At 30.4% G+C, this 22,439-nt stretch carries 22 protein-coding genes; 13 read left to right on the top strand and 9 right to left on the bottom strand.

The genetic code is table 11. The features are described 5' to 3' along the window. Positions 1 to 158: 158 nt before the first annotated feature. The 5 genes from AXE85_RS00900 (at position 159) to AXE85_RS00880 (ending at position 5,881) form a co-directional block, all read left to right on the top strand. Complete coding sequence (locus AXE85_RS00900; protein ID WP_062172134.1) at positions 159 to 785, top strand: superoxide dismutase; 627 nt, start codon at positions 159 to 161, stop codon at positions 783 to 785. Positions 786 to 959: 174 nt separating this feature from the next. Further along, entirely contained in the window at positions 960 to 2,057 is a 1,098-nt protein-coding gene (locus AXE85_RS00895) for a metallophosphoesterase (protein WP_156439977.1), read from the top strand. Positions 2,058 to 2,247: 190 nt separating this feature from the next. Continuing rightward, the gene (locus AXE85_RS00890; protein WP_062172132.1) at positions 2,248 to 3,003 is read left to right on the top strand and encodes a DeoR/GlpR family DNA-binding transcription regulator; all 756 of its coding nucleotides are present in this window, start codon (positions 2,248 to 2,250) and stop codon (positions 3,001 to 3,003) included. After that, positions 3,003 to 3,920, top strand: a complete 918-nt coding sequence (locus tag AXE85_RS00885) for a 1-phosphofructokinase family hexose kinase (protein WP_062172130.1) — start codon at positions 3,003 to 3,005, stop codon at positions 3,918 to 3,920. Before AXE85_RS00890 ends, AXE85_RS00885 begins: the two co-directional genes overlap by 1 nt. Before the next feature lie 17 nt (positions 3,921 to 3,937). After that, positions 3,938 to 5,881: a PTS fructose transporter subunit IIABC gene (locus AXE85_RS00880; protein ID WP_062172128.1), complete on the top strand. Its 1,944-nt coding sequence runs from the start codon at positions 3,938 to 3,940 to the stop codon at positions 5,879 to 5,881. 93 nt (positions 5,882 to 5,974) lie between these two features. Here the strand turns inward: AXE85_RS00880 and AXE85_RS00875 are convergent, their stop codons facing one another. The 7 genes from AXE85_RS00875 to AXE85_RS00850 form a co-directional block, all read right to left on the bottom strand. Continuing rightward, positions 5,975 to 6,655: a CHAP domain-containing protein gene (locus AXE85_RS00875; protein WP_062172126.1), complete on the bottom strand. Its 681-nt coding sequence runs from the start codon at positions 6,653 to 6,655 to the stop codon at positions 5,975 to 5,977. 2 nt (positions 6,656 to 6,657) lie between these two features. Continuing rightward, on the bottom strand, positions 6,658 to 6,813 hold the full coding sequence (locus tag AXE85_RS08840; protein WP_082729109.1) for a YvrJ family protein: 156 nt from the start codon (positions 6,811 to 6,813) through the stop codon (positions 6,658 to 6,660). A 39-nt stretch (positions 6,814 to 6,852) separates the two neighbouring features. Next, positions 6,853 to 7,065, bottom strand: coding sequence for a DUF2922 domain-containing protein (locus AXE85_RS00870; RefSeq protein ID WP_062172124.1), 213 nt, complete (start codon positions 7,063 to 7,065; stop codon positions 6,853 to 6,855). A gap of 17 nt (positions 7,066 to 7,082) precedes the next feature. Beyond that, the gene (locus AXE85_RS00865) at positions 7,083 to 7,277 is read right to left on the bottom strand and encodes a hypothetical protein (protein WP_062172122.1); all 195 of its coding nucleotides are present in this window, start codon (positions 7,275 to 7,277) and stop codon (positions 7,083 to 7,085) included. A gap of 204 nt (positions 7,278 to 7,481) precedes the next feature. After that, on the bottom strand, positions 7,482 to 9,842 hold the full coding sequence (locus AXE85_RS00860; RefSeq protein WP_062172120.1) for a V-type ATP synthase subunit I domain-containing protein: 2,361 nt from the start codon (positions 9,840 to 9,842) through the stop codon (positions 7,482 to 7,484). 26 nt (positions 9,843 to 9,868) lie between these two features. Continuing rightward, a complete protein-coding gene (gene ytpR / locus AXE85_RS00855) occupies positions 9,869 to 10,477 on the bottom strand; it encodes a YtpR family tRNA-binding protein (protein WP_062172118.1) in 609 nt (202 codons plus the stop codon). 25 nt (positions 10,478 to 10,502) lie between these two features. Continuing rightward, positions 10,503 to 11,303 carry a DUF1444 family protein gene (locus AXE85_RS00850; RefSeq protein ID WP_062172116.1) on the bottom strand — a complete coding sequence of 267 codons (801 nt, stop codon included), beginning with the start codon at positions 11,301 to 11,303 and terminating at the stop codon, positions 10,503 to 10,505. Between the two features lie 435 nt (positions 11,304 to 11,738). Here AXE85_RS00850 and AXE85_RS00845 point away from each other — a divergent pair, with 435 nt between their 5' ends. The 6 genes from AXE85_RS00845 to rpmF all read left to right on the top strand — a co-directional run bounded on the left by AXE85_RS00845 (position 11,739) and on the right by rpmF (position 16,751). Continuing rightward, positions 11,739 to 12,455 (top strand): YebC/PmpR family DNA-binding transcriptional regulator, encoded by a 717-nt coding sequence (locus AXE85_RS00845; protein WP_021753449.1) that lies wholly within the window; start codon positions 11,739 to 11,741, stop codon positions 12,453 to 12,455. Between the two features lie 9 nt (positions 12,456 to 12,464). Beyond that, a complete protein-coding gene (locus AXE85_RS00840; RefSeq protein WP_062172114.1) occupies positions 12,465 to 13,025 on the top strand; it encodes an RDD family protein in 561 nt (186 codons plus the stop codon). A 17-nt stretch (positions 13,026 to 13,042) separates the two neighbouring features. Continuing rightward, positions 13,043 to 13,792 (top strand): DeoR/GlpR family DNA-binding transcription regulator, encoded by a 750-nt coding sequence (locus AXE85_RS00835; RefSeq protein ID WP_082729108.1) that lies wholly within the window; start codon positions 13,043 to 13,045, stop codon positions 13,790 to 13,792. A gap of 926 nt (positions 13,793 to 14,718) precedes the next feature. Beyond that, positions 14,719 to 15,888 carry a CD0519/CD1768 family membrane protein gene (locus tag AXE85_RS00830; protein WP_062172110.1) on the top strand — a complete coding sequence of 390 codons (1,170 nt, stop codon included), beginning with the start codon at positions 14,719 to 14,721 and terminating at the stop codon, positions 15,886 to 15,888. 146 nt (positions 15,889 to 16,034) lie between these two features. Beyond that, positions 16,035 to 16,538: a YceD family protein gene (locus AXE85_RS00825; RefSeq protein ID WP_062172108.1), complete on the top strand. Its 504-nt coding sequence runs from the start codon at positions 16,035 to 16,037 to the stop codon at positions 16,536 to 16,538. A gap of 36 nt (positions 16,539 to 16,574) precedes the next feature. Beyond that, a complete protein-coding gene (gene rpmF, locus AXE85_RS00820; RefSeq protein WP_021753442.1) occupies positions 16,575 to 16,751 on the top strand; it encodes a 50S ribosomal protein L32 in 177 nt (58 codons plus the stop codon). A 130-nt stretch (positions 16,752 to 16,881) separates the two neighbouring features. On the opposite strand, the gene AXE85_RS00815 is transcribed toward rpmF, so the two are convergent. After that, positions 16,882 to 18,258 (bottom strand): ISL3 family transposase, encoded by a 1,377-nt coding sequence (locus AXE85_RS00815; protein ID WP_062171995.1) that lies wholly within the window; start codon positions 18,256 to 18,258, stop codon positions 16,882 to 16,884. 278 nt (positions 18,259 to 18,536) lie between these two features. On the opposite strand from AXE85_RS00815, the gene AXE85_RS00810 reads away from it, so the two are divergent. Both AXE85_RS00810 and AXE85_RS00805 read left to right on the top strand, forming a co-directional pair. Further along, entirely contained in the window at positions 18,537 to 19,862 is a 1,326-nt protein-coding gene (locus AXE85_RS00810; protein WP_062172107.1) for an FAD-containing oxidoreductase, read from the top strand. 190 nt (positions 19,863 to 20,052) lie between these two features. Then, complete coding sequence (locus AXE85_RS00805) at positions 20,053 to 20,319, top strand: hypothetical protein (protein ID WP_062172106.1); 267 nt, start codon at positions 20,053 to 20,055, stop codon at positions 20,317 to 20,319. Positions 20,320 to 20,453: 134 nt separating this feature from the next. Here AXE85_RS00805 and AXE85_RS00800 read toward each other — a convergent pair whose 3' ends face one another. Next, positions 20,454 to 22,439, bottom strand: coding sequence for an ABC transporter permease (locus tag AXE85_RS00800; protein ID WP_062172105.1), 1,986 nt, complete (start codon positions 22,437 to 22,439; stop codon positions 20,454 to 20,456).

Raw genomic sequence — 22,439 nt, 5'->3', positions numbered from 1 at the left:
AATTTTATTGGAAGTTGATTTTGGTCAAGTAGCTTTCTATAATTTAAAATACTTTTTCCAATAACGTGAAAAAAATATTTATTAAGCAAGTTTGTTGTTAAATTTTAAGTTTTTTCTTATAATTAAACTATAAATGTTTACCTTAGGAGGATTTTAAAATGACATTCAAATTACCAGAATTACCTTATGGATTTGATTTTTTAGAACCGGTTATCGATGCTAAAACTATGGAAATTCATCACGATAAACACCATGCTACATATGTTAATAACTTAAATGCGGCATTAGAAAAACACCCTGAATTCGAAGCGAAGTGTGTTTGTGGTTTACTTCGTAACATAGAAAAAGTTCCAACCGACATTCGTCAAGCTGTAATAAATAATGGCGGCGGACATCACAATCACTCACTATTTTGGAAATCTTTAACTAAAGTAGACAGCTCAGAATTTTCAGGATTAATTAAAGAAAAAGTTGATGCTGAATTAGGTGGATATGAAGAATTTGTAAAAAGGTTTTCTACTGCTGCAGCTACAAGATTTGGTAGTGGTTGGGCATGGTTGGTACTGAATAAAGAAGGAAAACTAGCAGTAACTTCAACAGCTAATCAAGACAGCCCATATTTGAGCGGTTTATACCCATTATTATGTCTTGATGTATGGGAGCATGCTTACTATTTAAACTACCAAAATCGCCGTCCGGATTACATTAGAGAGTTTTTCCGCATCGTAAATTGGGACTATGTAAATGAACGTTTAACAAAAGGTTTAGAATATTTTAAAAAATAATTATTTATAGAAGGAGAGTTGGAAAACAATTTTTAACTCTCCCTCTATTAAATTTAATAAAAATTTTTTAACTTTATTTTAACATCTTATTTTATACTATTAGTTACTTTAGGAGTAGGGCAACCTAACTCCTAATTTTTATTAGAAAAGTAAGTTAAGTTTGGAGGATTTTTTATGTTGGGTAATTGGAAAACATTCGCCGTATTTATAGGGGTTGCTGTTTTTTATGAATTTTTGATACTTCTTCTCTGGTTTGGTTTAAAATGGATGATAACTCCATATACAACGCAAAAAGTTAGACTTTGGCTTTGTATAATATTGTTTATAGTTGCCGATTTTTCAATATTAAGTTATATACTGAGACTTGGTGCACCTATTGTAAATTATGGAAATATTTGGTTTTTCTATTTCAGTCACGGCTTTGTGGCTTTAGTTGTTTTGACTATTTTATACCGGATACTAAAATTATTTAAAATAAGTTTATCACAAGGCATAAGTTTAACACTTACAGGTATATTTTTACTAAATATGACTGCACTGGGATTATTTTGGGCATATTCACCGACAGTAAAAAATCAAACTGTAAAAGTTAATAAACACCTTGAAAAACCACTTAAAATCGCTATGGTAGCCGATTTACATCTCGGAACCTTCTTCGGTAACAATCAACTTGAAAAGTTAAACACAATAATAGAAAACCAAAAACCTGATGTTGTTATTATTGCCGGGGATATAATGGATGATGATATGGTTATGTACAAAAAACTTAACATGGGAAAAACTCTTAGCAAACTTCACGCTCCCCTCGGTGTTTATACTGTAATGGGAAATCACGATCATAACACGGAAGATATTATTAATGAAATTTCTAAAACAGGGATAAAAACTCTTGCGGATGAAACCGTAAAATTAACCGACGATATAACACTCGTCGGGCGTAAAGATAGAAGTGTTAGTAGAGATAGATTAACGACTATGGATTTATTAAAAAATGTTGATACCGATAAGACTACAATTTTAATAGATCATCAACCGAATGCCGTAGAAACACACAGTTTATTACCGATTGACGTACAATTATCCGGACATACTCACCGTGGTCAAATTTGGCCGTTTAATTATATAACAGATAAGGTCTATGTTTTAGATCATGGCTATAAAAAAATCAATAATAAACACTTCTTTACTACAAGCGGTTACGGTTTCTGGGGTCCACCATTCAAAACAACCGCTCGCTCGGAAGTTTGGATAATAAATTTAGAAGGGAAGTAAAGTTAAACTTACTAAAATATTAATTCACTGCATAATAAAACGCTCCTCATAATGAAAAACATTCAAGTAAAACAAAACAAACACTCAAAAACAATCTATAAAATGACTGTTTTTGAGTGTTTTTACTTGAAAAAGATTGTACAACTGTATTACATTAGATATAATAAAAGAAGAATAAGGAGATTAGTTGATGAGAAACGAAAGGCACAATAAAATATTAGAGTTATTAGAAAAAAACGGTTTTGTTACTCTTCAAGAATTAATAGAAAAACTCGGGGTGTCAGAGGCAACCGTTCGTCGTGATTTGACCTTGCTTGAAGAAAAAAATCTACTTTACAGAACTCATGGCGGTGCATCTAAAAAAACATCAGCACGCGGTTTAGAAGAAAGTGTTATTATTAAACGTTCAGAAAATATTAAAGATAAAAAAGAAGTTGCAAGATATATAGCAAACAATATTATAGAATCCGGTCAAACAATTTATCTTGATGCCGGGACTTCAACATTTGAAATAATTGATTTTCTTCGTGATAAAAGAATTACCGTTGTAACTAATTCAAGTTATCACTTAGCAAGATTAATACACAACAAAATCCACACTATTATTTTAGGTGGAACAATTAAACACTCAACACAAGCTGTAATCGGTCATTCCGCAATAAAACAACTTGAAAATTACAGTTTTGATATGTGTTTTGTCGGTTGTAACGGTGTAGATGCGAAGTTCGGGCTTACTACCGCCGAAGAGAGTGAAGCATTTATTAAACAAATAGCCCTAAAAAATAGTAAAAGAAAATTCATCTTGGCTGATAAAACAAAATTTGGGCATAGAAAATTTCAAAAATTTGCAGATTTAAAAGATGTAACGATAATATCATATTCCGTTCCGGAAGAATTTAAAATATATGACAACATAATAGAAGTAAAAACAAAGGAGGATAAATAGTGTATTATACAATAACTCTTAATCCGGCTGTCGATATGCTAGTTAGTGCTGAAAATTTCGAACTTGGAAAACTTAACAGAACAAAAGAAGCGCAATATGTAGTCGGCGGCAAAGGAATTAATATTTCAATGTTATTAAATAATGTTAATGTAGAAACTAAGGCACTTGGTTTTGTGGCAGGTTTTACAGGTTATTTTATAAAATCAGAACTAGATAAGCTAGGTATTCATTATGATTTTGTAGAAACTGCCGGAGTAACAAGAATCAATATGAAACTTAAAACCGAAACCGAAACTGAAATAAATGGACAAAGTAGTGCTGTAAATAATAAAAATATCGTAGAATTTTTTACGAAATTGGAAAATCTAACAGACAATGATGTCGTTTTTCTATCAGGAAATGTTATTAGCGGTATGAATATTGAAAATTTTAAACGTATTGCTAAAACTATTTCACAAAAAGGTGCCTTACTCGTTGTTGACAGTAATAAAGATCTGGTATTGGAAACATTACAATATAAACCGTTTGTAGTAAAACCGAATGAATTTGAACTGGGAGAAATGTTCGGAGTAAAAATTATCAACGAAAAAGATATTTTGACTTATGCAACGAAATTAAAAGACCACGGAGCAAAAAATGTCCTTGTTTCACGTGGAGCAAAAGGAGCAATACTTCTTACAGAAAACAATGAAGTTTATTCGGTTAATGTAGCTAAAGGAGATATTATTTCAACGGTGGCAGCAGGTGATAGTATGCTTGCTATGTTTGTTGCTATGTATAATAAAACAAAAAATTATGAAATAGCGTTAAAATATGCCTCTGCGGCAGGGGGTGCTACGTCATTTTCGGTCGGTGTCGGCAGTAAAGAATTAATTGAAACGGTAGTAGAACAAATAAATGTTAAAAAAATAAAATAAGTTATAAGGAGAATAAGATGAAATTAACAGATGTTATAAATTTTGACTTAATACAATTTAATTTCAGTGCAACTGATAAACAAGAAGCATTGGATAAACTTACAACATTATTAGTTGAAAAAGATATTATCGCTAACAAGAAAAGCTTTTATGATGCTTTAATGACACGTGAAAAGCAATCAACAACAGGTGTTGGTGAGGGTATTGCTATTCCTCATGCTAAAAGTGCAGATTTTAATAAAGCTATGATTATTTATGCAAAAAGTGATACCGGTGTTGAATGGGAAAGCTTTGACGGTCAACCTGCCAACCATATCTTTATGATTTGTGCACCGGACAGTGGTGCTGATGAACATTTAAAGGCGTTAGCTTCACTTTCGCAAGCATTAATGGATATTGATGTGAAAAACGGTTTAAACAAAGCAACTACAAAAGAAGAAGTAGAAAAAGTATTTACAAACTTTATAGCAAAAACCGAAACTACAAAAAAAAGAAAACCAAGAAAAATTATCGACCGAAAAAAAACTTATATTATCGCTGTAACAGCATGTCCTACAGGTATTGCTCATACATTTATGGCAGCTGAAAAAATTAAAGAAACAGCAAAAGAGATGGGATTGGAAGTTAAAGTTGAAACGAACGGTCAAATCGGTATTGAAAACAAATTGACAAAAGATGATATTAATCGTGCAACAGGCGTTATTGTAGCTGCGGATAAAAAAGTTGAAACAGCACGTTTTGCAGGTAAACCGACTATTATAACAAAAGTAGCAGATGGAATTAACAAACCGCAGGAATTAATTCAAACAATTTTAGACGGTGAAGCACCTATTTACATTCATGACGGAGCAAATGAAAAAATACCGGATAATACCGGTGATGAAACAGTTTGGCGTAAAGCCTACAAACACCTAATGGAAGGTGTTAGTAATATGTTACCGTTTGTTGTTGCAGGTGGTATACTAATCGCTTTATCATTCTTCTGGGGAATTAATGCTTTTGATCCGAAAGACCCATCATATAACAAAGTAGCAGAAGTATTATTCTATTTCGGTAAAATTTCATTTAGTATGATGTTACCGATATTAGCAGGATTTATCGGACGCAGTATTGCGGATAGACCCGGATTTATCGTAGGTATGATCGGCGGTATATTGGCAGACCCAAGTATTTTAGGATTAAAATCTGATTTATTAGCTTATATGCCGTCAGGATTTTTAGGTGCATTGGTTGCCGGGTTCTTAGCAGGCGGTATTATCCAAGTATTAAAAGCGGCGTTTAGCTGGATGCCTCGTTCATTAGACGGTATTAAACCTATCTTCTTATTCCCAATTCTCGGGTCACTTATTATGGGATTATTAATGATCTATGTAATCAACGCACCGATGGCAAGCGTTATGGAAGGTTTGAAACACTTTATCGAAAGTCTTAACGGTAGTGGAAAATTTGTTCTGGGATTTGTTGTAGCATCAATGATGGCTATAGATATGGGTGGTCCTATCAATAAAGCATCTTATGTAACAGGAACAGCACTGGTAACAGCAGCTGGTACGGCAGGCAGTGATGTAATGGCAGCTGTAATGATAGGTGGTATGGTTCCGCCGTTAGCGATAGCAGTCTCAGCGACAATTAATAAAAATATTTGGCCAACATCACAACGTAGCGGTGCATTGGTAAACTATGTAATTGGCTTATCGTTTATCACTGAAGGAGCAATACCGTTTGCAGCAAGCAATCCGGCGCGTGTTATTCCACCATTGTTTATTTCCAGTGGAGTAGCGGGAGCATTAAGTATGACATTCGGTGCAGTATCAAAAGCACCACACGGAGGTATTTTTGCTATAATTGCCGGAGCGGTAAGTAATTGGCAGATGTACTTGCTGGCTTTAATAATAGCTTCAATATTAGGGGCGGTATTATTAATAGTTTCATTAAGTTACGGTAAAAAAACAGAAAAATAGAAAATAAAAACCAAGATTTTGAGAATTATACATTTCTCTAATCTTGGTTTTTACGTTATCAAATTAGCTGTTTTCAAAAAATTCCACTAATTTTTATTGTTCTTTAAATTCACCCCAGCTACTGGTACATTTGTTTCCATCATGTGTTCCGGTTGCTACATAATGACGTTCTCCGCCAAAAGAAATATAACTAATCCAGATAAATCCTTCATTAATAACATAGTTGTCATAATAAATAATTTCTCCTTGCGAATAATTATCTACTATTTTTGCTGTAACGCTGGGTTTAACCCGAACATTAATAGAAGTAACAAGAACAGTAAATTTTCCATTTTCACTTTTTAATTCCCAGTTACGACTTTCGTCATAAAACGGGCGTATAAAACCTACCAAATGAGCATTATCTCGAGTTTTAATTCTAGCAACTCCGCCACGTTCCGGCGTGCCGTCAACATTTTGTTCAACTGAGGTTATAAGGTTATTATTGACAGAAATTACAATACCGACGTGCCCAAAAATATCATTAGCACTCCATTGCCAAATAGCAATATCTCCGGCAGCAATTTTTTCTTCTTTTGCAGAGTACCTTATCCAATTTTTAGGAATAGGATTTTTTAAATAATCAAGGGCATTACCGTACATTTGGTATCCACCGAATATTTTAGTATAAGCCATAGTTAAATCAACACATTGCGCTCCATAATAACCGTCAATATCAATCCAACGATAAACGCAATCTTTCGCCCAATTAATCATTTCTTCTTTTGTTGCCATACTTATTCCCCCTTAGAAAGCAATTTTTCTTTAATAATATTAGTGAGTTCATCGACATTGTTGCCAATATTTTGTAAAGTTTTATCAAGCTTAACCAAGAAAAATACAGCAACAAAAATCGGAAAACCGACAGTATTAATAAAATTTAATATATCCATAATAAAAAAGGTGTGACGTTTGCCACACCAACCTCCCTACTACTCTAAGACCGCTTCTTCACGAGTTACATAAGCAACTTTTTTTAAAGAAGTAAGAACACGTTTATCGCTATTAAACACTTTGCTGTCAATAATTTTTTGTGCTACAGGTTCAACAGCAGCTTTATTCAAATTATCTTTAGGGTGATTAATATTTACACGATAACTTTTTTTGTCTTCAGTAATAAAATCTAAAATTAATGTTTTTTCCATAATAAATCTCCTTTATATTATATTAGTGCAGTGGTAGTAAGCGATACATTCTCAATATTTTTTTCAACTAATTTAGAAAGTTCATCCCCTACTTCTTTAAGCACTGAATCTTCAATATTTGTATTTGCTTCAAAGTTGTAACTTTTTTGAACAGTTTTCTCACCTTTTGGAACTGAATAGTTAAGGTGCAAAGTTTTTTTAAGTGTTTTCATTTTTAAAATCTCCTTTTATTTAAAATATATTTTGTGTCTTTGGCCTCTGACATTATATATATCGTACTAAAAATAAAAAATTCTCAAAAATAAAAAAAGAAACGACTTAAAAATCGTAATTTCATTAGAAATTGATTTTTAAGTCGTATCCGTACAATTCATTAGATTCCCGGTTTTCAGGTCAATCACTTAAAATTGGAAAAGTTATTTTTTTGTTTTTTTGTTTTTTACTTTATTTTTTGGAACACGCTTTGCTGATCCGATATTCCAAACAGTTTCTTCTTGAGAAGCAATTTCTTTATAAAGATTCGCATCCGTTAATTTTGATTTTTCTTCTTTTTTTTGAGATAATTTGGATTTTGTCGTTTTTTTGGTAGAATTACTATTAACAATATTTCTAGGACCTGATCCATACACAGAAGAATAGACAGGTGTAGGTTTAAATTTTCCTACCGGAGCCTTAGGAGTAATAGTATTTGTTTCCATTATTGTAGCGGTCACCGATTTTTTTGAAGGTGTCAGATTATTAGAAGAATATTTTTCAAAAATAGCCTCCAGTATTTTTTGATTATTTTCGATTTTTTCCTTACTAACAGGTCTATAGCCTCTATCTACAGTTTTATATTCCCCTAAAGTATAACCTTTAGATTTTTTAAAATAATCATCCACTTCATTACTGTAAAGTTTTTCGGTATATTCAATACCACGTTCAATATCCTCCTCTTTATTTTCCTTATCCTCGGTTTGTTCTACCGTTTCGGTTTGTTCAGCTGTAGAAACTTTTACTTTCGCCGGCATTGTTTTTTCCTCAACAAATTTATCAATATCGTTGTTTAGATTAACACTCTTCACACTCGGTGCCACTTCACGTGTTAGACTGTCAATATCCATATCATCGGCGTAAGTTTCAATTTTATTTTGTTTTTGAAGTTCTTTTATTTCATCTTCGTCCAAATGATAATCGCTATAATCCGCTAAAATATCTTTAGAAGAATTTTTTATTTCATCATAATCTTCGATTTCAATATCTTCTATATGAGCAGCCCTTTGAATAAGTTCTTCATCTGAAATTTGTTTTTTAGTATCACTTACTTCAACCGTATTTTCTTTTTTCAATTCTGCTAAATTAGAATTTAATTTTTCAATTTCTGAAAGAGTTTTTGTTTTCTTATTAGCCAAATCTATGTTTTCACTAATAATTAAATTATCCAGTTCAGTTTTTTCCGGTTCTTCTTCATTTTTTTGGTAAACATCTTTTCTAAAATTCATTACATCTTCAGTAGGCAGCTGATTTTCTTTTTCAAAATTTTCACCAATAGTTTTTTTGCTGGTACGATCAATATCATCTTCAAACAAATCCTCTGAGCCTTCCAATACATCATCAACACTTGTATATTTTAATTTTTCACGACGATCTTCTATAGATTCCAACTCTCTTACGTCAATATCTTCTACCAGTTTTTCTTTTGTTTTTTCTTCTTTTTCTTTAATATCGGAGAAGATTTTCTCCAACTTATCGTCTTCTTTTTTTGTTAAAGGTATGTCCGAAGTAACTCTGTCTTCTTTTCTGGCAATTGTATTAAAATCCGAGTTCAGTTGATTGCGTTCTTCCTGATGTTTAGAATTACGTTTTATTTGTTCAGAATAGCTGTCTTCAACGGTATTTGTTATTTTAGGGGTGATATTTTCTTTAAACTCTTTGCTGTCTTTTTCAAGAATCAAATCGTTACTTAAATTATCCATTTGATGATCTTGTTTAAGTCGTTTAGTTCTCACAGCTGCAAGTGTAGGATGTGTTCTTCTTTCAGTTTTATCAGCAAAAATATCAACATCTTTTATTTCAACATCATCAACTCCAAGTTTTCTCAATGTCGAGTTTAAATTTTGAGTATCTGTTTTTTCAGATTCATTGAAATGTTCCGGTATTACTTCGCTATTATCAACGTCTTTTTGGACTGTTTCAAATTCTTCTTCGAAAGTTTCCTGTTCTACATCTTTCGCTTTATTATTTTCTTCTTCAAAATCATCAAGGATAGTATCCAACTCTTCTTTTTCAATATCTTTATCAGAAACAGCAAAAAGTTTATCCTTTAACTTTTTCAAACTGTTTAAAAAGCCGCCTTGTTCTTGAACGTCATCTTCTTCGGTCTGTATATCATTATCCGATTGCGTAGTTTCTTTTTTCTGACGTTCTAAATAAGTTTTATAATCTTCCGTCTTTTCGTCTTTTTTAATATCGTCAAATTCTTCTAGTAAAGTTTCATCTTCATCATCATAACCGACCTGATCTTTTGTACTGAATAGATTTTTTAATTTATCAAAAAAACCGACTTTCTTCTCAGCACGAATATGGTCATCTTCATTATCTTCTAAAACTTCATAATCTTCTAAATAAAGATCATCTTCACCGGCGTCTTTGTCAGATGATGTATCGTAATTTTTAGAAAAAATTTCTCCCTCGTCATCAGCAAACTCTATATCAAATTCGTTATCCTCTTTTACCTTTTTTTCTTCAAAAACAGTGTCTTCATCTTCTTCTGAAAACCATTTTTTCCAGTTTACCATAATATTGCTCCTCCTTATCTACAGTTTTATTTTAGATTTAAGTCCTTAAAACGAGTTCCTACTTCCGTATTTTTATCCAAAATTAAGATACCTTTTACCCCTTCTTCATAAGAAAGTCCCAATTCCCTACGAGAACAAAGCATACCGTCAGATTCGACACCACGAAGTTTAGATTTTTTAATCAATAATCCGCTCGGTAACATAGCACCGATTAGGGAAACTACAACTTTTTGTCCCACATCAACATTAGGTGCACCACAGACAATTTGCAATACTTCAGTATCTGAAACTTTTACCGTAGTTACTGATAATTTATCGGCGTCGGGATGTTTTTCTTTTGTAAGAACCTCTCCAACGACAAAATAATCATCATTATTTCCTTCCGAATCAATTTTAATACCGTTTTTTTCAAGGCTAGCTTGAAGTTTTTCTTTTTGTTCGTCAGTAAGATCAATACTTCCTTCTCCGGATAATTTTAAATTTTCAACGTTAAAAATATTTAAACCGACAAGGATATTATCCTTATCTCTAATCAGTGTAATATTCTTTTTATTTTCAAAAGTAACTCTGTCTTCATTTTTAATAGTGATTAATAGCGTTTCACCTAACATTTTTTTATTGTAAAAAAATAACATAACACAATCTCCTAAATTATTTCTTTTATTCTATAAATATAAACAAACTTTCGATATTGCTGCCGTCATATTTAAAAGTAATTGTTGTAATAGGAACCAACCCTTCGGTAAAAAAATGAATCATCATTTTTTGCAAAATCTCCAACCCTTTTTTATTTTTTATGTCAGCTATAACGAGAACATCCTGATGAGGCAATCCCAAATAATATTCACCGCCAATTTTATCATAAAAATAATTAAGAACTTTTTTATCAAGAATTCTGGCGCCGTCATAACCGTCTTTAGCATTTAAAAAATAAAATGTATTGCCTGCTACAATGTCCGTATTGAATTTTAACGGTAATTTCTCCAAATTACTTTCTGCAATTTCCAGTAAGGTTTTTTTATTTGTATTTAGCTGTTTCAGTATGTCTTTGTCTAATAATTTATATCCTGTATCAAAATCATAAGCTAAGTATATAGCCGTTTCATTGGTATGACTGAATTTAATCAAATCTACCTTATTATCTTTATTAAAACCGGTAGATCTGATAACGGGATATATTTTTTTAAAACTATCTTCTTTGACTAATTCATTTTGAGTAATTTTGTTTTGAGAGATAAAATTCTGCTCAAGATGATAAAGAAACTCTTCAAATTTTTTATCACTAATTTTTGTTTTATCATTATTTAATCGTTTAACAAAATTATCAATATCAACCTTAGCCTTATGCCCATTATAATCTAAAATAAAAATACTTTTTTCCTTCAACTTACGTTCATAAATTTTAATTTTAGGTAATTTTTCTAAAATTTTTTCTAAAATATAATCTCTTGTATAAGACATAACGCCCCCTATTAATATATAATATGGCTATTTAATTATATCATAAAATACAACAAGCAAGCAATACTAACAAAGGGGACAATCTATTAAATTAGAATTTAATAAAAAGATAAATTTTTAAAGGCTGACATAAAAAAGATTATTACAATACTTTAAATAAAAAGATTATAAATTTTAAAATTTAGTTTAGGGTTGCGATTTTGTTCAAATAAACAATAATTAAAGTGTTGAAAAACTATAATAAATATTGTAATATAGAGAGGTATATAACATTGTTTTACATCAATATTAGATTTAATATTTTTAGTGTTGTTTAGTATGAAATTTTTATTTAACGATGATGTTTGAGAATGTTTATAAGATAAAATACAATGTGATTATAAAAAAACTATAATCTACTAAGAAAATTTAAAATAATAGAAAGAGAGAATTATTATGGGTCGTAAATGGAATAACATTAAGGAAAAAAAAGCGGCAAAGGATGCGAATACCAGTAAAATTTATGCGAAGTTCGGAAGGGAGATTTACCAAGCCGCAAAAAGTGGTGAGCCGGATCCCGAAAGCAACAGAAACTTAAAAGTTGTTTTGGAGCGTGCTAAAACTTATCGTGTTCCTAAAAACATTATTGACCGAGCTATAGAAAAGGCTAAAGGCGGCAGTGAGGAAAACTACGATGAACTGCGTTATGAAGGATTTGGCATAAGCGGGACAATGATTATTATTGATACGCTTACCAATAATGTTAATCGTACTGCGGCGGAAGTTCGTACAGCTTTAGGAAAAAATGGCGGTAATTTGGGTGTGACTGGTTCTGTGAATTATATGTTTGACAATACGGCTGTTATCGGTGTCGCAGATAAAAGTGCTGATGAATTGTTAGAAATCTTGATGGAAGCGGATATTGATGCACGTGATATCGTTGAAGAAGAAGGATTGGCACTCGTTTACGGAGAGCCTGAAAACTTCCACGAAATTCAAGAAGCATTAAAATCTGCCGGAATAGAAGAATTTGAAGTAGCTGAAATTTCTATGATTCCACAAAATGAAGTAACATTAACCGAAGAAGACAGGGTAAAATTTGAACGCATGTTGGATATGCTTGATGACTGTGACGATGTTCAACAAGTATACCACAATGTTAACTTGGATTAGAGGTTAGCGATGGTAAAAAAAATAAAGAAAAATAGTTCATACAGCTATAATGATAGAAATGTAAAGCCGACTTTTTCCACAGAAGCAACAAGATCTTTAGTAAAAAATTTTCCGGATATAGTAAACGAAAATGCTAAAAGTGGAAAAAGAGTTATCGCTTATGCAATAGATTTATTAACTTACGTGCCGATAGCAGCGTTATTTCATTTTACAACATTAAATTTACGCCAAGCAGGTGGGGCTGAAAATGAAAGAAATGCAATGTATATGATGTTGGCGATTGTTGTCTACGCTTTACTGTTGTTCGGTTATTTACCAAACAAATGGCAAGGGCAAACTATTGGGAAAAAATTACTAAAAATTCGTATGGTTCCGACAAATAACCAAAAAGTAGAATTTTCAAAATATATTATAAGAGAATTTTTAATTAAAATTGTACTAGGTTGGATATGCGTACCCGTTATTTTAGCACATGGTTTATATAAAAAATTATTTGAAAAACAAGCCGATATTACATTATTGCACGATAAATTATTGCAGACAAGGGTTGTGGAAATATCCCAAAAATAATTCTTTAGAGGTGTTATATGATGAAAATGGATAGACATGCTTATATACTGGAAGAATTAAAGAAAAAACACTTAGTCAGAGTCAGTAAACTCGCTTATGATATGAAGGTTACGGAGATGACTATAAGGCGTGATTTACAAGAACTGGAAGATTATGGTCATTTAACTCGTATCCACGGTGGAGCAAAATTAAAACCCAAAAATTTTTATCAGGAAGATAACTACAACAAAAAAATTCTGATAAATGTTGAAGAAAAAAAACAAATTGCTAAAAAAGTAGCGGATATTATAAAAAATAATGAAACAATTTTTATAGGGGCAGGGAGTACAACGAGTTACTTAGCGGAGTTTTTACAAGATAAAAGCATTAACATAGTAACCAACTCCATTACAGTTTTTGAGCAATTTAAAGATAATAATTCATGTGATTTGATTTTTATTGGCGGAAGGTATCGCCCCAAAACAAAAGGTTTTGTAGGTTATTTTACACAAGATGCCCTCAGCAAAATAAGTGTCAACAAAGCATTTGTAGGAGTGAACGGTATTGATTTGGAAAAAGTTACAATTTCCGACGAAGAAGAAGGGCGTTGCAATGACACTATACTAAACAATGCGACTGAACGCTATGTTTTGGCAGACCACAGTAAATTTTCCACTCATGCTTTCTATTCTTTTTATCGCTTAAAAGACTTAACAGCGATAATAACTGATAACATACTGGACGAAAATATTAAAGAGCAGTATAAAAAAGAAGTGGAAATTATTTAACTACAAAAAGCTATATTTAATCATTAGCTATTAAACAATAAAATATACAAATTTTAAAAAAAGCAGAAAAATTAACTATACCGGTTAGTTTTTCTGCTTTTTTCTAAGGTTTTCATTTAACTTGGTCTATTTTGTTACAATATTCAAAAACAAAAGAATTGTTCAGTCTTTATAATAGTTTGAAATTATTATAAAGATTTTTCAAAATTTAGTGGACTGTATGTAATAACTTGATAAAATCAATTTATAATGAAAATACAAGTTTTGAATTGGTTTTATATTTTTTAGATTAAGAAAATTATTAAAACTTAGATAAAAGTTAACCCCACTACAAAATCTCACATAATTTTAAAAATTTTAGTTGAATGTATCTCTCAGTTAGCAAATTTTATTATAAAATATGATACTAAAAATTATAGAAATTATTTTTAAGTAATGTAATATATATTATAAAAATAAGAGTACAATGATTAAGAGGTATTTTTAAATTTTTCTTTTCATTAATATTACAAAAAAAATTTAAGTGTTGAAGATAGATGGTCAATGTTTTTTGGACAAAGACAAAAAATTTCAATTAACGAAAAGATACAGCTGTTTAAAACTGTATTAAATACTGTACTAGGGCGAAATTACCCTTAAGCAATTACTAATTATCTCTTAAATAGAATAACTTTAAGTTATGGATAAATTTTTTTTATATTATTTTCAAGTTATGATAAGTTTTTTTCACAAAAATTATAAAAATAAAGAAATTAAAATCGTAAAATATTAAGGTGTTGATTTAAGAGAACACTAGAGGGTAGTTGAAAAAATATTTTATTGTGATATAATATAAGTACAGAGTTGTAGTATAACAAAAGTTAATATAAACTTAGCAATAAACAATAGTTTTTAAAAATTAAATAATTAAAGAAAGGTTGATTTATATGGATGCAGACAGGAAAAAAAAGAGTAAAAGTATTGTAAAAAAGGCAATCAGTATTGAAACATTTGTTTTTCTTATCGTGTTTTTATTAATCTTCGGACTTATGGCACGTAAGATGGGAACTCCTTTAATGTTTAAAACAATGATGGCAACCGCCCACGACTTGCTACTTAATACAGTATTTTTCATAATGGCGATGGCGGTCATTGCTGGGGCTATCAGTGCATTATTATCAGAATTTGGTGCAATAGCACTTATTAATAAAATTTTCGCACCACTTATGAAACCACTTTGGGGAATGCCCGGTGCGAGTGTAACAGGAGCAGTTGCGACTTATTTATCAGATAATCCGGCTATTATCCCTTTCGCTAAAGATACTCGTTTTATATCATTTTTCAAAAAGTATCAAGTTCCGGCATTATGTAATTTAGGAACCGCTTTTGGTATGGGGCTTATTGTTACTATGTTTATGATGGGACAAGGTACAGGTTTTGTTAAAGCCGCACTAATCGGTAATGTAGGAGCTATTATCGGTAGTATTATTAGTGTTCGTTTAATGTTAAGACAAACGAAAAAATTTTTTGGTGATAAGGCTTACGAACCTGCGATTGAAGTTAAAGATGGTGAAGAAGACCCTAATAAAGTCCGAATTATTCGTGACGGTAATATGTTCCAACGTGTACTGGATACCATTTTAGAAGGAGGTAAAACCGGTGTAGAAATGGGTATGGCTATAATACCGGGTGTTTTAATAGTTTGTACATTTGTTATGATGCTAACTTTTAAAATGCCGGCTAACGGATATACCGGTGCTGCTTATGAAGGTGTTGGTTTCTTACCTTGGTTAGGAGAAAAATTAACATTTATTTTAGAACCGTTATTCGGTTTCAAATCAGCAGAAGCAATAGCGTTCCCAATCACAGCATTAGGTGCTGTTGGTGGCGCAATATCATTAGTACCCGAATTTCTTAAAGGAGGACTTATTGGACCTAATGATATTGCTGTTTTCACAGCGATGGGAATGTGTTGGAGTGGATATTTAAGCACTCATATAGGAATGATGGATGCCTTAGGTGTAAGAAAACTGTCATCAAAAGCGATTGTTTCACATACAATCGGTGGTATAGCAGCAGGGATAGTTGCACATTACTTATTCTTGTTATTAGGTTAAATTAAATTTAGGATATTCATAAATAAACCCGAACCTCACTTTTAATTATTAAAGTGAGGTTTTTTATTACTTAGGTTCAATAAAAAAACTTGACAGCTAATTTTAAAAGATATATAATAAATATTGTGTTTATGGGGTGATATTTAATGAAATGGTTAAGATCTTCTTTATTCAAAAATAATAGTAATACTTTTACTTTTGAAGAGAAAATTAATATTAACGTAAATCACTATAATGCCTCTTTAAAAAATATTAAAGATGTTATTGTTAGTGGAACTTTAACTAGAGGCGGTAAAGATAAAATATACGCCGATTTAAAAATTATTGGAGTTTTCGAAATGATTTCCGGTAGAACACTAAATAGTGTTGAATTGCCGTTTGAAATTCTTGAAAAAGAAGAGTACATTGATAAATCATTAATTGGAAATGACATAATTGATGTAAATCTTATGGATATGTATATTGATTTGAAACCTTTAGTACATGAACTTATAATTTTAAATATTCCGATTACCTCATCAGCTGATGAACAAATGGAGTTGGTTTCCGGCAAAGATTGGAAACTGCTTTCTGAAGATACTTTAGTGGATCTTGCGAAAAAAAAAGAATCTCCATTTGCTGCACTTAACGGATTATTTAAAGAACAGTAAGTATGTGATTTTTATAATAATTGGAGGAAATTAACTATGGCAGTTCCTTTTAGAAGAACATCAAAAACAGCTAAAAGAAAAAGAAGAACTCATAAAAAACTATCTGCACCATCAATTTCTATCGATAAAACAAGCGGTAACTATGTAATGGGTCACCGTGTTGATAAAAAAACCGGTATGTATAAAGGCAGACAAGTTCTAGATGTAAAATAATTAAGTATTACCGAAAAGACTAAGTTACACTTGGTCTTTTTTTTTGTATATATTTTTTCAATAAATTTACACTTTAATTTTATTGGCTCTGTGTCAAATACGGGGCATGAGAAAAAATAAGGATAAAATGCTAAGCAATGCAGTGTTGCTTGGCATTTTTCAAAACGCCCTTAAAAGAAATATTATTTTTATACTCAGAAACAAATAACCTAGAAACAACTAAAATGCGTAATCTAAAGTTATAAAAGCTATTATAACCATAAGAAACTCTCTTTAAAACCTTTATCTTATTATTAATACCCTCCAAAGAACCATTAGAAATAGAATACCTAACACTATTAAGCATATACTCTTTATCTTTTCTCATAGTATTAATAGCCTTACTAACACCATCAGATAAATCGATAGTAGATTTTTCAATTAATTCTTTAAACTCCAACTCATTTCTATACCTTATTGCATATCTAATATCCTGAACTCTCTCATAGCTAGCCTTAAATATACAATCTAATCCTAATAAATAATCTAAAATATCACGTCTAGTAACTAAACTCCTAAAACTCCTATTAAAGAAAAACCTACCATGAGTAACATTACTTTCATCTTCTAATATTAACTTCCAATTATTTTTTAAAAGAGTATAATTAATACCTTTTTGTTTTTTGTAAATATTCATTAGCTTAACTCTAGTTCTATTAAGTTCTCTATTAACATTTTGAATAATATGAAACCTATCTATAACAATTTCAGCATTAGGAAACTTATTTCTAATCAACTTCATATAAGGAGTATAAATATCAATACAAATAGCCTTAACATTACTTCTAGCCTCTTTAGAAAATCTGGAAAAATAATTATTTAAAATATACTCAGTTCTACCATCAACTATATCAATAATCTCATGAGTTAAAGCATCTAAAAAAATAAAACTCATACCATTTTTACTATCTTTAGTAAACTTTAACTCATCAAAGCATAAATACTCAGGTAAGGTATTATAGTTAAGAATGTCTACATGGGATTTACATTTATAAAGAGTTCTTATAACAGTATTAACCGATACATTATTCATTTTGGCTATTTGTTTAAAAGATAAAGTATCAGCTAAATCACTCATTATAGAAAACTTAACATTTTTAGAAATACTACAGTATTTATCTACAAAAGAAGTAGTAGCTACAAATTTTTTATTACAAGTTTTACACTTGAAACGTTGCTTTCTTAGTTCCAAATAAGCAGGGATACCTGATATTTTTAATAGATTAATTCTAGTAAGTTCATTAAAGCCGTTTTTAACTACAGTATAACCTTTATTAAGACAACCACAGCATTCACACTTCTTGGGTTTATATGTTAAGGTACCTTTGAATACAAAGTACTTTTGATTATTTTTTATAGTTTCGTTATGTGTTTTCTCAATAGTTATATTTTTATCTTTTATTTGTAGTAGGTTTTTAATGAATTCTCCCTCTTTTATTTCTTTTGTTTTTGTGTTAAAATTATTCATGACAGATATCCTTTCATAGTTTATTTTTTTTTGCACTTTAATTATATTGGATATTTGTCTTTTTGTATATTAAAAAACAATACGGGGTATGGATTTTTTTTCATGCCCCGTATTTATTATACAACCATTTTATTACAGCAAAAAGATATGTTTTACAAAAATAACTTCTAATTTTGAATTAAACTCTAAGCAAAAAAGTTGTACCGTTCGGTAAAAGAGTGTATTATATTTTATAAAAGTTATTTGAAATAAATTATTAAAATTTTAAGGAGTTAATTATGGTAAAATATGATTTATTAGTAATCGGCTTTGGGAAAGCCGGAAAGACCTTAGCAACCACATTAGCAAAAGAAGGAAAAAAAGTAGCCGTTGTTGAAGAAAATAGTAAAATGTATGGAGGAACTTGTATTAATATCGGCTGTATTCCGACAAAAACTTTAATTGTCGCAGCTGAAAATAAAAAAAGTTATGCCGAAGCAAAAGCTACACGTGACAAAGTCGTTTCAAAATTAAACGCTAAAAACTTTGCAATGTTAAATAATAATCCTAATATTGATATTTATACTGCAAAAGCAAAATTTATCTCCAATAAAGTGATAGAAATTTTCGAAAACGGCGAAACTAAACAACTGGAAGGTGAAGTTATCGTTATTAATACCGGTGCTAAAAATAATACTTTGAATATTCCCGGTTTAACAACATCTAAAAATGTTTATGATAGTACCGAACTTCAAAAGTTAAAAACACCTCCGAAAACATTAGGAATTTTAGGTGGAGGTAACATTGGTTTAGAATTTTCCAATCTTTATTCTAAATTAGGTGTTAAAGTGACACTTATAGACTTTTCACCGACTGTTTTAGGTCGTGAAGATACTGATATTTCAATACTTGCTCAAAAATATCTCAAAGAACAAGGGGTAGAATTTAAACTTGGAACTGCTACTAAAGAAATTCGCAACAACGGTAATAAAGTAATTGTTGATACTGAAAAATATGGAAACTTGGAATTTGATGCCCTACTTCATGCGACCGGACGCCGTGCTAACACCGAAGATTTAGGCTTAGAAAATACCGACATCAAACTAGCGGCTAACGGCTCTATTGTAGTTGATGAATTTTGTCGCACTAATGTAGAAAATATTTTTGCTGTTGGCGATGTAAATGGCGGCTTACAGTTTACTTATGTATCACTGGATGATTTTAGAATAGTAAATAATTATCTACATGGTAATAAAGAATATACACGTCTAAATCGTGAAAATATACCTTACTCAGTATTCATTACCCCTACCTTATCACGTGTAGGTCTTAATGAAAATCAAGCACGCAAATTGTATAAAAATATCGCCGTTGCCAGTCTACATGTAGCAAATATGCCGCGCGGTGCAGTTAATCAAGATCAACGTGGAATTTACAAAGTAATTGTTGACAAAGATACAAATTTAATCCTAGGTGCTACATTATTTAGTAAAAACTCTGAGGAAATAATTAACCTTATTAAACTGGCAATGGATAATAATATTCCTTATACCTATATTAAAAACCAAGTATTTACCCATCCTGCAATGGCTGAAAATTTAAACGATGTTTTTAAATTAATTTAGTATCCCTTTAAATCGTAAATAATTTTTAAAACAATTTTAATAAGAGTAACGACAACTTATAAAAAATGTTAAACAGTTAATATAAAACTCTACACTAAGAAATTGATACTAATTCTTTTTAAATATATTGCTTTGTGGCAATAAACACTATATAATAGAATTAATCTAATAAATTTAAAGGGGTATAACCATGAATCTTAATACATTTTATGTGTTGTTCGGTTTCTTAGCTCTCTACGGAATTATCACTACTCTTCGTGATAAAAAGAAAAAAAGAGATGAAATTAGTAAAGAAGCCTTAACAAGATTGCAAGATAGACAATATAAAAAAGAATTGGAAAAAGTTATAAATTTTAGCCAAGATGATGCCATAAATATTGCTGAACTAAGAAAAAAATACTTCTTAAACTACAAAGATGCAAAGCAATTACTTGAAATTATAAAAAATAAAAGATAATATACAATAAAATTATCCCACCTAATTTTTATAGAGTTAATTAATTGTTTTCTATTTTAAACAGTTAAAAACCAAGATTAAGAAAATATCATTTTCAAAATCTCGGTTTTTTATCTTTTAAATCAACTTCTTTTTTAATCCTTTATAATTCTATAATAGACACGTGATGTTAAAACATAGACTATCAGATAAAATAAGGTAAATACTCCTACTGCACCCGACATTCCTATTAAGAAAGCTGTTGTCTTTTTCAATAAAAACAAATTCATTATTTTTTCAATAAATGGAAAAGCTACCGCTGTATGTATTGTCGCTATGACTAATGGTGCAAAGAAAATCAATAATACTTGCGAACGAATTGATTGTTTTATTTGTTTTTCTGTTAAACCGACTTTTCTCATTATTGAAAATTTATTTTTATCTTCATACCCTTCAGATATTTGTTTATAATACATTATTACCACTTGTGAAACTATAAAAATCAAACTGATAAAAATTCCGATAAATAGAAATGATGCGAACATTGCTTTAAATTCATCTTTATTTTCATATTTTGACTCTGAAAAAACTTCATATTTTTTATTTAAATTATTAATATCTTTTACTATTTCTGCTTCTTTATTCGGATTTTTTATATTAAACATTATGTTTGTTGTCAGCATTTCATCAGATTTACTTTTTTCAGCACTTTCAGTGACCATTAATTTCTCAGCTATTTTTGTCCTAATACTTTCATCTTTTACAACAATATAATAAGTTGGCATAATATTTGCTTCTGTATGCCCGATTTCTCCTGTTATTTGATTCAGTTTTTCTTTTACCTTAAACTTCTCGTTTAGAATTTGTATATCACTATGTTGATATTTTGCCTTTTTGTCAAGATAAAGTAGCACTTCGTCAGGTTTTAACGTTTTATTTTCACCATTCATTTTATTATAATCGCTTAATGTGCTTACAATAACAATTACCAAATTGCTTATTTTATTGTTTTCCGGAGCTGTTATTTTTCCGTCTTCCATTTCTCCTGCCGTCATTAAGGTATTATAGAATACTTCATCAGATTTTTTTACGTTATGTTTTTTCAAAATTTTATCAATTTCTTTTTGTACTTCACTTGCTATTTCTTTATTACTATGTTTCACCCCAACACTTATATCTCTTGGATATCTATTTTCATATGCTTCGTTTACTCCTGCATACATTGTACTGGTAGCTCCCATCGTAACAAGAACCATTGTCGATAGGATACAAATATTTGCAAGCCCTACCGCATTACGTTTCATACGATACAATAATCCCGATACACTGATAAAATGTTTCGGTTTGTAGTAGTAACGTTTATTATTTTTCATTATTTTTAACACAGTAATGCTTACCGTCATAAATATCAGATAGGTACCCAATATTACAGCCATAACGGCATAAAAGAATGATGTTAATGCTTCAATCGGATTTCCTGCAGTAAGTGCCGTATAGTAACCATATCCTACCAATCCGATTCCTATTAATGTTAAAATAAATCGTGCCTTAGGTTCTTTTTCACCCGTACTTCCTTCTTTTAACAAAGTTATTATTTTTAAACGTGATATTTTTATAACAGTATACAATAAAATTAAAAAGTAAATCCCTCCGAACAAACCAATCGTCGTAACAACGGCAATTACCGGTATATCAAATCCGAATACCACACCTTTGCTAAACAATTTTAAAAGTGCCAATAAGGTAACTTTACCGAACATTATTCCAAATGCTAAACCGAACGTTAATGTGATAAGACCGATAAATATTGTCTCTCTCATTAAAATTTTGGCTATTTGCTTTTTAGTCATTCCAAGCACAGCATAAAGACCAAATTCTTTAATACGGCGTTTAATCAAAAAGCTATAGGTGTAGAAAAGAAAAATCATTGAAAATATCGCTATTACTATAAGACCTAACGACAAAATTTGTTTTGTTTGAGCTGAACCGTGTTCCAATTTATTTAAACTTGTACCAAGAGCAATAGAGCCTAATATATAAAACGATGCTATTGTAAAAATTGATGCAAATATATATGGTAATACCAACTGTTTGTTTTTAACTATATTATTCCATGCAAATCTACTATAAAAGAATCTCAT

Origin of the sequence: Gemella sp. oral taxon 928 (assembly GCF_001553915.1) — a bacterium.
Lineage (GTDB): Bacteria > Bacillota > Bacilli > Staphylococcales > Gemellaceae > Gemella > Gemella massiliensis.
Note: the sequence above shows the minus strand (reverse complement) of the source record. Positions and strands in the feature narration are given on the sequence as shown.